The 12,496-nt window shown below is 52.8% G+C and carries 9 protein-coding genes; 3 read left to right on the forward strand and 6 right to left on the reverse strand.

The window, feature by feature from the left end; all coding sequences use genetic code 11:
- Nucleotides 1-284: 284 nt before the first annotated feature.
- The 4 genes from kynU to AC4BAN_RS14190 form a co-directional block, all read right to left on the reverse strand.
- Nucleotides 285-1,559, reverse strand: coding sequence for a kynureninase (gene kynU / locus AC4BAN_RS14175; RefSeq protein ID WP_490565068.1), 1,275 nt, complete (start codon nt 1,557-1,559; stop codon nt 285-287).
- Between the two features lie 287 nt (nt 1,560-1,846).
- Complete coding sequence (locus AC4BAN_RS14180) at nt 1,847-2,926, reverse strand: amidohydrolase family protein (RefSeq protein WP_490565069.1); 1,080 nt, start codon at nt 2,924-2,926, stop codon at nt 1,847-1,849.
- 135 nt (nt 2,927-3,061) lie between these two features.
- The gene (locus AC4BAN_RS14185; RefSeq protein ID WP_490565070.1) at nt 3,062-4,390 is read right to left on the reverse strand and encodes a PQQ-dependent sugar dehydrogenase; all 1,329 of its coding nucleotides are present in this window, start codon (nt 4,388-4,390) and stop codon (nt 3,062-3,064) included.
- Between the two features lie 112 nt (nt 4,391-4,502).
- Nucleotides 4,503-5,042: a 3-hydroxyanthranilate 3,4-dioxygenase gene (locus AC4BAN_RS14190; RefSeq protein WP_490565071.1), complete on the reverse strand. Its 540-nt coding sequence runs from the start codon at nt 5,040-5,042 to the stop codon at nt 4,503-4,505.
- Nucleotides 5,043-5,191: 149 nt separating this feature from the next.
- Here AC4BAN_RS14190 and AC4BAN_RS14195 point away from each other — a divergent pair, with 149 nt between their 5' ends.
- The 3 genes from AC4BAN_RS14195 to AC4BAN_RS14205 all read left to right on the forward strand — a co-directional run bounded on the left by AC4BAN_RS14195 (nt 5,192) and on the right by AC4BAN_RS14205 (nt 8,458).
- Nucleotides 5,192-5,980, forward strand: a complete 789-nt coding sequence (locus AC4BAN_RS14195; RefSeq protein ID WP_490565072.1) for an SDR family oxidoreductase — start codon at nt 5,192-5,194, stop codon at nt 5,978-5,980.
- A gap of 99 nt (nt 5,981-6,079) precedes the next feature.
- Complete coding sequence (locus tag AC4BAN_RS14200) at nt 6,080-7,522, forward strand: aldehyde dehydrogenase (RefSeq protein WP_490565073.1); 1,443 nt, start codon at nt 6,080-6,082, stop codon at nt 7,520-7,522.
- Between the two features lie 72 nt (nt 7,523-7,594).
- The gene (locus AC4BAN_RS14205; RefSeq protein ID WP_490565074.1) at nt 7,595-8,458 is read left to right on the forward strand and encodes a RelA/SpoT domain-containing protein; all 864 of its coding nucleotides are present in this window, start codon (nt 7,595-7,597) and stop codon (nt 8,456-8,458) included.
- Nucleotides 8,459-8,517: 59 nt separating this feature from the next.
- On the opposite strand, the gene AC4BAN_RS14210 is transcribed toward AC4BAN_RS14205, so the two are convergent.
- Both AC4BAN_RS14210 and AC4BAN_RS14215 read right to left on the reverse strand, forming a co-directional pair.
- Nucleotides 8,518-10,758, reverse strand: coding sequence for a S9 family peptidase (locus tag AC4BAN_RS14210; RefSeq protein WP_490565075.1), 2,241 nt, complete (start codon nt 10,756-10,758; stop codon nt 8,518-8,520).
- Between the two features lie 175 nt (nt 10,759-10,933).
- On the reverse strand, nt 10,934-12,487 hold the full coding sequence (locus AC4BAN_RS14215) for an OmpP1/FadL family transporter (RefSeq protein ID WP_490565076.1): 1,554 nt from the start codon (nt 12,485-12,487) through the stop codon (nt 10,934-10,936).
- Between the last annotated feature and the right edge of the window lie 9 nt (nt 12,488-12,496).

Genomic DNA, 12,496 nt, shown 5'->3' on the forward strand with positions numbered 1-12,496 from the left:
TGCCTTTGGTTCTTTTTCTGATCGTTGCTGAGCTTTAGTGGCCTTTGATGCCGCCCAGACCTAAAAAAGCCTGAAAGACACGCCACTTTTAAAGCTCGTAAATTCACAATCACGGTCAACTTGTTTATAAACGGAAGTTATTCCGTTTAGCCAACCAACACCAGGCGGCTAAACAGAACTGGCCTAACGAATATACTATATTTCAGACACTAAATATCTTGAAAAATAAGCGGCTGACCTCAGGAGAGCCAGCCGCTTTATGATGGTTTAGTTTTTAGAAGCAGTTAATGTGCCTGCAAACACTCGTGCAGTATTTCAGAAAAGCGATACACCTCCTCGAAGCTGTTATAAAGGGGCGTTGGCGCTACACGAATTACGTTCGGCTCGCGGTAGTCTACAATAATGCCGGCTTCCATCAGCTTGTTAAACAACAGGCGGGCATCCTTTTTTACAAGTATAGAAATCTGGCAACCACGGGACTTCGGGTCGCGCGGCGTAATCATCTCCATCGCATCCTTCCCGGCATGCACGTCATCAATCAGGTACTCCAGGTAACCGGTTAACTTCTCGCTTTTTGTGCGCAGGTTGTCCATGCCGGCTTCGTCAAACATTTCGAGGGAGGCACGGTGCATCGCAAACGGAATGATCTGTCCGTTGCTCAGCTGCCACCCTTCGGCACCCTCCATCGGCACAAACCCTTTCTTCATCTGGAAACGCGCCTGCGCATCGTGCCCCCACCAGCCGGCAAAACGCGGCAGGTCTGGGTTATGGCCATGGCGCTCGTGCACATATACCCCAGATGTGCCTCCGGGGCCAGAGTTCAGGTACTTGTAAGTGCACCACACGGCAAAATCCACATCCCAATCGTGCAGCTGCACGGGCACGTTACCGGCAGCATGTGCCAGGTCGAAGCCCACGACGGCACCCTCCTCATGGCCTGCTTTGGTAATGGCCTCCATATCGAACACCTGGCCGGTGTAGTAGTTAATGCCACCCATCAGCACTAGTGCCAGCTCGTGACCATGCTCCCGTATACTTGCCAGTATGTCTTCGGTGCGCAGTGTTTGCTCGCCCTCTCTGGGGAACAACTCGATTATGGCCTCATCGGGATTATAGCCATGGAAACGCACCTGCGACTCCAATGCGTACTGGTCGGAGGGGAAAGCACCGCCTTCTGTCATGATCTTGAAACGCTTGCCCTGCGGCCTGTAAAACGACACCAGCATCAGGTGCAGGTTCACGGTCAGCTGGTTCATGATCACCACTTCTTCTGCTTTTGCCCCCACCACACGGGCAGCAGCCGGCGCTAGCAGCTCGTGGTAGTTAAACCAGGGTTCTTTGCCTTTAAAATGTCCTTCCACGGCCAGGTTAGCCCACTTATACATTTCGTTATCAATGTACATCTGCGCTGATTTGGGCTGAATGCCCAGCGAGTTGCCACAGAAATAGATCGCATCGTGGCCATTTACCTGCGGATAATGAAAGCGTTCTCTGAAATGGTACAGGGGGTCCTGCCGGTCTTGCTCCTGCGCAAAGTCAAGCGTATTCTGATAAGTCATTTTGTAAGGATCGTTTTATGCTTAGAACCGCTAGTGCAGTTTTAGGTTTATTTTATTCTGCTAAGATAAGGATTTGTGAGTTAGGCTTTAGTGGCTGCAGGCTAGATTTTAAGCTTTGATGCTATGATGCTAATTTAAATCAAACCACCCCCGGCCCCTCCTTGGTCAGGGCGGGTAGTTCTTCATCGCTTAGTACCTCGGTATACTTCAGAAGAGAAATTGATTAAAGATTAACAAGACTGAGAATGAGCCTTAATTAAACCGATGTACAAAAAATAGTTCGCAGCTTACAGCGTAACCTGTATACCTCCATTTACAAACTTGCTCTTCTCCAGGTTAAGCCATTCTAAAGCCGTGCCACTGAGCATGCGTTCTTTGGTGGCCCAATCGTAGGGCATGGATTCGATGAGTTTGCCGGGCTCCAGTTCACCGAGCGGGAAAGGGTAATCGGTGCCCAGGGCAATGCTGTTGGCACCCACCAGGTTGACGAGGTACTCCAGTGCAGCCGGGTCGTGCACCAGGGAGTCGAGGTAAAACCTGCCCAGGTACTGGCGGGGGTTCACGTTGTTGTCGATGGCGCAGAGGTCGGGGCGCACTTCAAAGCCGTGCGCGATGCGCCCAACCGTTGCCGGAAAAGAACCGCCGCCGTGGGCAAAGGCCACACGCAGCTTAGGCAGCCGCTCCAGCACCCCTCCAAAGATCATGGAGCAGATAGCCAGACTTGTTTCGGCGGGCATGCCTACCAGCCAGGGCAGCCAGTACTTGCCCATCTTTTCTTTTCCATACATATCCCAGGGGTGCACAAACACAGCAGCGCCCAGCTCCTCTGCCGCCTCAAATATGGGGAAAAGCTCCGGCGCCTCCAGGTTCCAGTCGTTAATGTGCGTGCCGATCTGCACGCCGGCCATGCCCAACTCCTTCATGCAGCGCTCTAGCTCTTTAATAGCCAGGTCAGGGGCCTGCATGGGCAGGGTGCCTAAACCAATAAAGCGGTCGGGGTAATCTGCCACGATGCCGGCAATGTGGTCGTTCAGCATCCTGGAAAGGTCCAGGGTATGCTCTGGCTTGGCCCAGTAACTGAACATGACCGGCACGGTGCTCAGCACCTGCACCCCCACCTTGTGCTGGCTGCACTCGTGCATGCGCACTTTGGGGTCCCAGCAATTATCCTGTATCTCCCGGAAGAACTTATCATCCATGAGCATGCGCGCGCAGCAGGGTTTGTGGTGCTCCAGCCGGATAAAGCCCCCATAGCCATACCGATCGCGCAGGTTCGGCCAGGTGGCAGGCAAAATGTGCGTGTGTATGTCGATCTTCAGCGGGTCGTGGCCGGTAAGCGTGGCTGATGTGGGGCTGTTCTGTTGCATGCTGTAATAAAGGGACCAAAAAGCTGCTTTATGCTAAATGATTGATTCAGGCAATCCAACAATATAAGCATTTTATACTTTTTACGCACTTATTATACTAAAAGCTTAGCCTAAAGCTGCGGTTTTTAAAGGGCGCTACTGCCGGGCTCTCACCCGCCAGATGGTGTTGCTGGTATCGTCTGCCACCAGCAGGGAGCCGTCTGGCAAAACAGCCACCCCAACTGGGCGGCCAAACACCTTATCGTCTTCGTTATCGGCTATAAAACCCGTCAGGAAATCTTCGGCAGGACCCACAGGCACCCCGTTTTTGAAAGGCACAAAAACCACCCGGTACCCCACCAGGCTCGAGCGCCTCCAGGAGCCGTGCTGCCCCACAAAAGCGCCGCCTCTATACTTTGCAGGAAATGCGCTTTTATCGTAAAAAGCCAAACCCAGCGATGCGGAGTGCGACACCAGCGGCACATCGGGCACAATGGACTTTGCCACCATGTCCGGCCGCTGGCCCGCCCAGTTCGGGTCTTCGTTGGGCCCGAAGTAGGCATACGGCCAGCCGTAAAACCCGCCTTCCTGCACGCTGGTTAAATAGTCGGGCACCAGTTCGTCGCCGAGGTCGTCGCGTTCGTTCACGGCCGTCCAGAGGGTAGTGGTGCCCGGCGCCCAGCCCATGCCCACGGGGTTGCGCAGGCCACTGGCATACACTCGCTCACCGGATCCATCGGGGTTTACCTCCAGGATGTTGGCCCTGCGCTGCTCATACGCCAGGCCATGCCCGCCGCTGTCGCTGGCCGAGCCTACGGCAACGTATATTTTCGAACCAGCGGGGTTCGAGATGATGTTGCGTGTCCAGTGGTTGTTATAGCCGCCTGCCGGCAGGTCCAGTAGCTTTTCGCCCTTGCCCGTAATACTTGTCTGCCCTGGTTGGTAGGGGTATCGCCACAGGCCGTCGGTGTTGGCGACATAAAACATGTTGTGGAGCACCAGCATCCCCAGCGGCTGATTTAAACCACTTAAAAACGTTTCCCGCACCTCGGGCTTGCCGTCCTGGTCGGTATCCCGAAACAGGGTAATGCGGTTCGCACTGTTCCCGAGGGCCATCGAGTTGGAGATGCCGACCAGCCGTGCCCCGAGCCGCTTCCAGAAGCCTACTTCCGTACTTGCTTCGGCCACCAGCACATCGCCGTTGGGAGTTACATAGAGCCATCTTGGGTTCTTTAGCCCATCTGCATACTTGCTTACCGTAAACCCCGCCGGGGCCTGCGGGGTACGGCCATTTTCCCAGCCAACTACGTTGCTAAAGTTCGTGTTCGATTCGGTGGCATGAGGCGCCGGCAAGGTAACGTGCAGCCCGGCAGGGGTTTCTAATTTTCGGGCCTCCTCCTGCACAATAGGTGGGTGCGAATTGCACCCAGTCAGGGCAGCCGTTATGGCCAATACAGGCAGGGCAAGTATAGATAATCTTTTCATGGCAGTTTAATTGGCTATACTTACTGAAGCGGGGTGCGTATGGTTTTGCAAAAAAAAGCTGCTACCACTGCCTTGTTTGCAGTAGTAGCAGCTTTGCCAGGGTACCATGCGCTTACTTTGCCGCCTCGGCAGGCTTGGTAGGGGGCTCCATCACGGTGCCGCACACGTTGCAGGTGCGGTGTTCCATGCTATCCCAGAAGTTATTCATGATCTTGGGCAGCTGCTCCACAATATCTGTTACATCGGCATACTCTTCATACAACTTATTACCGCAGTTCTCGCAAAACCACAGAAAACCATCCTGCTCACCTGCTTTGCGGTAGCGTTCTATCACTAAACCGATGGTGTTGGCAGGCCTTCGCGGGGAGTGCGGCACACGCGGCGGCAGCAGGAAGATCTCCCCTTCTTTGATCAGAATATCCACAGGCTTGCCATCTTCTATGATCTTGAGTGTAATATCGCCTTCCAACTGGTAAAAGAACTCCTCCCCCTCGTCGTAATGATAGTCTTTGCGGGCATTGGGCCCTCCCACCACCATCACAATAAAGTCGTCGTTGCCTTTAAACACCTGCTGGTTGCCTACGGGAGGTTTAAGCAGGTGGCGGTGTTCCTCTATCCATTGCTTAAAGTTGAAAGGTTTTGCTATAGCCATTTTTTTTTTTTTGCGCGCTAAGGTTAAAATGCTTGATCAGGTTGATAAATTGAAGGTACGTAAAAGCGCGCAAAAATGGTAACGCAAGTATGGCTTTGCAAGAATGCGGTGTATTATACAAGTCTTCCGGTTTTGCGTACATTTAACCTATGAACTTAAATCTGACAGATAAACAAGCGCTGGTGTGTGGCAGCACCCAGGGCATCGGCAAGGCCATCGCCCTGGAGCTGGCAGCGCTGGGAGCCAGTATAACCCTGGTAGCCCGTAACGAAGACAAACTGGAAGCTGCCGTAAAGGAACTGGACACCAGCAAAGGGCAACAGCACGACTTTATTGTGGCTGATTTCTCGGAACCCTACGAACTGAACATCAGCGTGCAGGCCTACCTGAAACAGAAACACACGGTGCACATCCTGGTCAACAACACAGGGGGCCCTCCCGGCGGCCCTGTTACAGAGGCTGTGACGGATGAATTTATAAGCGCCTTTAACCAACACCTAATTGCGAACCACCTGCTGGCAAAAGCCGTGATACCGGGCATGAAGGAGGCTGGCTATGGCCGCATCATCAACGTGATCAGCACATCGGTGAAACAGCCTTTGCAGGGTTTGGGCGTGTCGAACACCATACGCGGGGCAGTGGCCAGCTGGGCAAAAACTATGGCCAACGAACTGGGGCCGTTTGGCATTACGGTAAACAACGTGCTACCCGGCGCTACCCGCACCGGTCGGCTGGAGTCGATCATCGAAAACAAGGCCAATAAGCAGGACACAAGTATAGCAGCCACTGAAAAGGAAATGATGGCGAGCATACCGGCCAAGCGTTTTGCGGAACCGGAGGAAATAGCCGCTGCCGCTGCTTTTCTGGCATCGCCTGCCGCCGGATACATCAATGGCATTAACGTACCCGTAGATGGTGGCAGAACAGGGTGTCTGTAAATTCTCTGTTAGGTTGTAGGTATTAGATTAAAGTTGAATCTGTAACAGTGATCCCAATACCCCACCATTTATATTTTTACCAATTCTAAAAACGCACGCGTGAAGCTTCAGAACTATATAAACGGCCAGTTAACGGAGCCTGTAGCAGGCCAGTACCTCGACAACTACAACCCTGCCACGGGCGAAGTGTATGCTTACATCCCCGACTCGGATGCCCAGGACGTGGAGCGGGCGGTACAGGCGGCGAAGGCGGCTTTCCCGGCCTGGGCCAAGATGCCCGCCGAGAAGCGCGGCCAGCTCCTGCTGCGCATCGCTGACCTGATCGAGCAGAACCTGGACCGCCTGGCCGAAGCAGAGTCTATTGACAACGGCAAGCCGCTTAAACTGGCCCAAACCGTAGATATACCGCGTGCCAGCAGCAACATGCGCTTTTACGGCACCGCTATTCAGCATTTCGCCTCGGAGGCACATTACATGGAGGGCACGGAGGCCATCAACTACACCGTGCGGCACCCGCATGGGGTGGTGGGCTGCATCTCCCCCTGGAACCTGCCGCTCTATCTGTTCACCTGGAAAATAGCCCCTGCCCTGGCCGCTGGCAACTGCGTGGTAGCCAAGCCATCTGAAATTACGCCCATGACGGCTTACATGCTTTCCGGCATTTGCATGGAGGCAGGATTGCCGGCAGGCGTACTGAACATTGTACATGGCTATGGGCACAAAGTGGGTGCCGCGCTTGTCGCGCATCCCAACGTACCGGTCATCTCGTTTACCGGTGGCACCAAAACCGGCCGAAGTATTGCGGCCACAGCGGCCCCCATGTTCAAAAAGCTGTCGCTGGAGCTTGGCGGCAAAAACCCTAACATCATCTTTGCCGACTGCGACTTTAACAACGCGCTCCATACTTCCATCCATTCCTCGTTTGCAAACCAGGGCCAGATCTGCCTCTGCGGCTCCCGCATTTTTATTGAGCGGCCACTATACGACAAGTTTCGGGATGCATTTGTAGAAAAGGTAAAGGCCCTGCCCGTGGGCGACCCACTGGAGGATGGCATCAAACAGGGCGCAGTAGTATCGGAGGAGCACATGCAGAAAGTACTGGCCTACATCGCGCTGGCCAAAGAAGAGGGCGGCACCATACTTACCGGCGGGCACCAGGTGCAGGTAGCGGGCCGTTGCGAGAAGGGCTGGTTCATTGCCCCTACTGTTATCGAAGGCCTTTCGCCGGAGTGCCGCACCAACACCGAGGAGATCTTCGGGCCGGTGGTTACCCTTACCCCCTTTGATACCGAGGAGGAGGTGATCCAATACGCCAACTGTACTGATTACGGCCTGTCTGCCACCATCTGGACACAGCACCTGACCCGGGCGCACCGGGTTGCGCACCAGGTGCACGCAGGCATTATCTGGGTTAACACCTGGCTGTTACGCGACCTGCGCACTCCTTTTGGCGGCATGAAAAATTCCGGTGTGGGTCGGGAAGGAGGCTTTGAGGCGCTGCGCTTCTTTACCGAGCCGCAGAATGTTTGCGTGAAGTTGTAGAAGCGCTTTCGTAACATTTCGCACAAAAACCTATTATACGTTTACAGCAGGCTTTATTAACGGCCTCACCTGATGAGCAAAGCCAACCTTCCAAAAAGCGCCACACTACCCTTTGTCCTTTCTTTACTCGAAGACAGCGAAAGCGAGCTGCGTGCGTTGGGTTTAAAGCCGCAGGATCTGCTGGATATCTATAACGACTACCTGGGCAGGCAAGCGGAATTGGCGGATATAGCAGCTTTTACTGCCCAAAGGCTACAGCAGGCACCGGGTGTGCATAGCGTTACCCATCGTGTAAAGGAGCCACAGCACCTGTTAAAGAAAATCGTCAGGAAGCGGAAAGAATATCCGGATAGAGAAATTACCCCGCACAATTACCTTGACCTGGTAAACGACCTGGTAGGGGTGCGGGTATTGCATTTGTACAAAGAGGCCTGGTACGGGATAGGAAAGTTTATACGCGAGAAATGGGAATTAAAAAGAAGCCCTTATGCGTATGTAAAGGAACCGGACAAGTCTGTGTACACGCAGGCCTTCACCGCTTTTGGCTGTAAGGTGCTTGCCCACCCGTCTGGCTACAAAGCAGTGCACATTGTAATTGAAACCAAGCCCGAAAAACAACGCTATTTTGCCGAGATACAACTCCGGACGCTTTTTGAAGAGGGCTGGAGCGAGATTGATCACAACATCCGCTACCCCGACCATGCCGGTAACGAGTTGCAGGACTTCATGCTACAGCTGCTGAACAAGTTAACCACCGAGGCCGACGAGATGGCCACGCACCTGCGCACCTTAACCGATAAGCTGAACACTTACCAACAGCTTGGCAAAGGGCACAACACCACCGAACTAAGTGCCTACGTAGACAAGCTGCCCATCCGGGACACTGAAAAGAAACGCCTCCGTTCCTGCATCGAGAGGTTAACAGGCAAAAAATAAAGGAGGCCTGCCGTTGCCGGCAGGCCTCCTGTTAACATACTTCGGTTTTATAACCTTTCTTATTGGTTCAGGCTTCCACTGGTAGTCGGGTTGATCAGCTTGCGCTCTAAGAAATTCGTCATCATTTTAAAGCGATGGATATAGGTAGTGCCCCCATAAATGCCGTGGTTCCGGTTCGGGTAATAAAAACTCTCGAACTGTTTGTTCGCACTGATTAAGGCATCCTGCATGGCTACCGAGTTCTGGAAATGCACGTTATCATCACCTGTGCCGTGGATCAGCAACAGGTCGCCTTTTAACTTATCGGCGAATTGCAGCGGAGAGTTATCATCGTATCCGGCTGCATTCTCCTGGGGTGTTTTCAGGAAACGCTCGGTATAGATGCTATCGTAAAAGCGCCAGCTGGTAACAGGTGCCACAGAAACTCCGGCCCGGAAAATACCATCGCCTTTGGTTAGGCCCAGCAGCGTCATGTAGCCCCCGAAGCTATGCCCCCAAATACCGATGCGGCTTTTATCTACATATGGCTGATTGCCCAGCCATTTGGCCGCCTCTATCTGATCTTCAATTTCATACTTGCCCAAGTTGGCATAGGTGGCTTTCTTAAACGCAGCACCGCGGGCACCTGTGCCCCGGTTATCCACACTCACCACAATAAGCCCTTTATCGGCCAGCACCTGGTACCACAGGTAGTTGCTGCCGCCCCAGCTATCAGTTACAGTCTGTGAGCCCGGGCCACCGTACACGAACATGAGCACCGGGTACTTTTTGTTCGGGTCAAAATCAGTCGGTTTGATCATCCAGCCATTCAGCTTGGTACCATCCGGCGTGTTCATGGTAAAGAACTCCTGCCTGGCAAGTTTATACTGCGCCAGCGTGTTTTTTAGTTTCTGGTTATCCTCCAGCACTTTTATCAGCTTGCCGTCTTTGGCAGAGTGCAGGCTAACCGTGGGTACTGTGTTGGCGGCAGAGTAGTAATCGAGGTAGTACTTAAAGTCGTTGCTCATGTTCACGCTGTGCGTACCTTCCGCGTCGGTCAGGCGCTGCTTCTTTTTGCCTTTGCTACTGATACTGTACAGGTGGCGTTCCAGGGGAGAAACCTCCGTGGACATGTAGAACAGGCGGTCATTCTTCTCGTCGTAACCCACAAACTCGCTTACCTCCCAGTTTCCGTTGGTTATCTGGCGCTCCAGTTTGCCATTCATGTTGTAAAGGTACAGGTGGTTATAGCCGGCTACCTCCGAGGAATGTATAAAGTGCTTGCCATCTTTCAGGTAAGTCAGGTCGTCGGTTACATCAATGTAGGCTTTATCTGTTTCTTTCAGCACAACCTTAGATTTACCCGTGGTAGAGTTCGCGTGCAGGAGCTCCAGGGTGTTCTGCAGTCGGTTCATTTTCTGGATAGAAAGCAGGTTGGCATCATTTGTCCATTTAATGCGCGGGATGTACACGTCGGCCTCGCTGCCGGTATCCATCTTCACGGTTTTGCCACTGGCCACATCGTACACCGATACTTTTACCTTTGAGTTGGCCTCGCCGGCTTTCGGGTACTTGAACTTGTAATCCTGCGGATACAACTCACCCCACATTTGCATGTTATACTCGGGCACGCTGGTTTCATCGAAGGTATAAAAGGCGATCTTCTTTCCGTCCGGGGACCAATGGAAGCCCTTGGCAAAGCTAAATTCCTCTTCGTACACCCAATCAGAATAACCGTTGATGATGGAGTTAAACTTACCATCAGAAGTGATCTGCGTTTCCTGCATGTTGCTCAGATCTGTAACAAACATGTTGTTGTCGCGGGCAAAGGCAACGCGCCTGGCATCCGGGGAGAAAGAAGCATACAGCTGCTTTCCGCCGTCACTCAGCTTGGTCAGTTTCTTGGTCGGGATGTCGTAGATATAGAAGTCCGCTTTGGAAGAGCGGCGGTAAATTTGTTCGGTGTTGGTGGAGAACAGCACCTTTTGCTCATCCGAAGAGAACGTATAATCATCAAACTGGATGGGCTTACTGCTTCCTTCCGGCTTCAGGTTCTCGCCATCAATAATGGTGCTTACCGGTTTGCCGGTCGTTACATCATACTTTACAATGTCGTATACCTTGTTCTGCTCATCGGGCACCTGCGAGCTGTAGTAGCGGCCATCGTTCATCCAGTTCACGCCGTAAACCGACTGCGACCGGAAAGTCCCTTTTTGGTAAATATCCTCCAGGGTAACAGCTTTTTTCTGTTGCGCCTGCGCCACAAAGGCCAGGCACAGAAGTAAAGCAGCCAAGAGGTTTGCTCTGAATTTAATAGGCATGTGTTTGATTTTAAGGTTTAGCTATCCCCTAAGTTAGTCGATTATTCTTATTTTGCCATAAAGCAATAGCCAAAACCATACCCTGGCTGGGTTTAGGAGGCGAAAACTTACAGAAAGTATAAAAAAAGCGGCAACCCCTGCCGGAACTGCCGCCTTCACACTAAACTGACAAAAATCAGAAGCTATAGCCGACGGTTAACAGCACCGTGGTTTGCTTCTCCTGAATGTCCACTACCGGCTCACCGCCACCGGCGTCAAAGGTGTAGGGCGAGTAGCGGCTATCTCTGTTGCTGCGCACATAGGCCAGATCGGCGTAATAGTTTTTTAAACGGACACCCGTGCCCAACGAAAAGGAGTTGATGGCACCATCAAAAGAGGCATTTTTGTAGGGATCGCCTGAATGGGCATACCCGGCCCGGAACCTGAAGACATCGTATCGGCCCTCGGCTCCAACTTTATAGTTCACCACCGACTGGTAAGTATCGGCTATTCGGCTATTCACATTGCTGAAATATTCGCCTACCGTTCCAAAGTCATCCTCTGATTCGGAGTACCGCATGCCGCTGTAATTCACAAACTCTACATCGGCTGTTACAAAACCATACTTGCCAACAAAGCCCGCCACACCCACAGAACCCCTGAACGGCGTTACCAGGTTATAGCTAAACTCGCCGGGTAACTCGATGGCGCTGTTGTTGTCGGGGTTTCCTGTGCCAGGGTTTACCGTGGTGGCATACAAAGAGCGCTGGTACGTATCCGTGAAATTGTAAATTGTAGGGGTCTGCAGGGTTACGCCCACACGCAAGGCATCTACAGGGCGGGCAATTACGCCGATTTTCAGATTAAGCCCTGCTCCCTGGGTGGTAAACTCGTCGCGCAGTTCCAGACTGTAATCCCCATCCACAGCTATTTCGTTGTTCTCGTCATAGCGGTCCACGTAATAACCAGACTCCCTGAAAATGCTTTCCTGTGTGAAGGTAGAAGTGAGGACACCCAAGGAGGCACCCAGGTAAACCTTATCCTTATAACTGGTTCCAATACCTATGTCAAGTTGGTTTTGCGAGCCTCTGCGCTGTATGTCTTCCCGCTGCTCAATAGCACCCAAGCTATAAAGGGGCCTTGCATTTGCAACCGGATTGCCGAACTCATCCATAAAATTAAGAAGGTAAGTGCCGTACGCCAGGCCTGCCAGTGTGGTGTAATTTCCGTACTCGTCGTTCAGGTCCGCCTTCGTCCTACCGTTTGCCTGTTCGGCAAAATAATCCACGATGGTGTTAGGCGGCTCGGAGGTGTTGCGATAAGTCAGGCGCTGGTTAAAATTATTGAGCCTGGTAAAGCTAATGCCCAGGCTGGCCCCGCGCCAGTCGCCGTCATCGCCATCTGCTTTGCGGTTGCTGAGTACCAATCCGGCCTGTGGAATCACGACGGCGTTCTGATCATCTGTTGCGGCAAGCCCACCTACCTTCGTTTGGGTAGAGCTTAACTGCAATCCGGGGCTGATGCTGAACTCAGACCTACGGAACATACCCAGGCCAGCAGGGTTAGAGAAAATGGTCGATATATCTGCTCCTAATGCTGTCTGGGCCCCGCCAATGCCTTGCATGCGGGCAGAACCGGCTACACCTAAGCGTGTGTAACGCAAGGCATCTTCTCCGTTTTGGGCAAAAGCGCTGCCGCTCCAGCCTAGCGCAAGCGCCAGACTGGCCAAAAGTATCTTATTCCTGTTCATGGGGTGTGT

The sequence above is a fragment of the Pontibacter sp. GD13 genome (genome assembly GCF_058216355.1).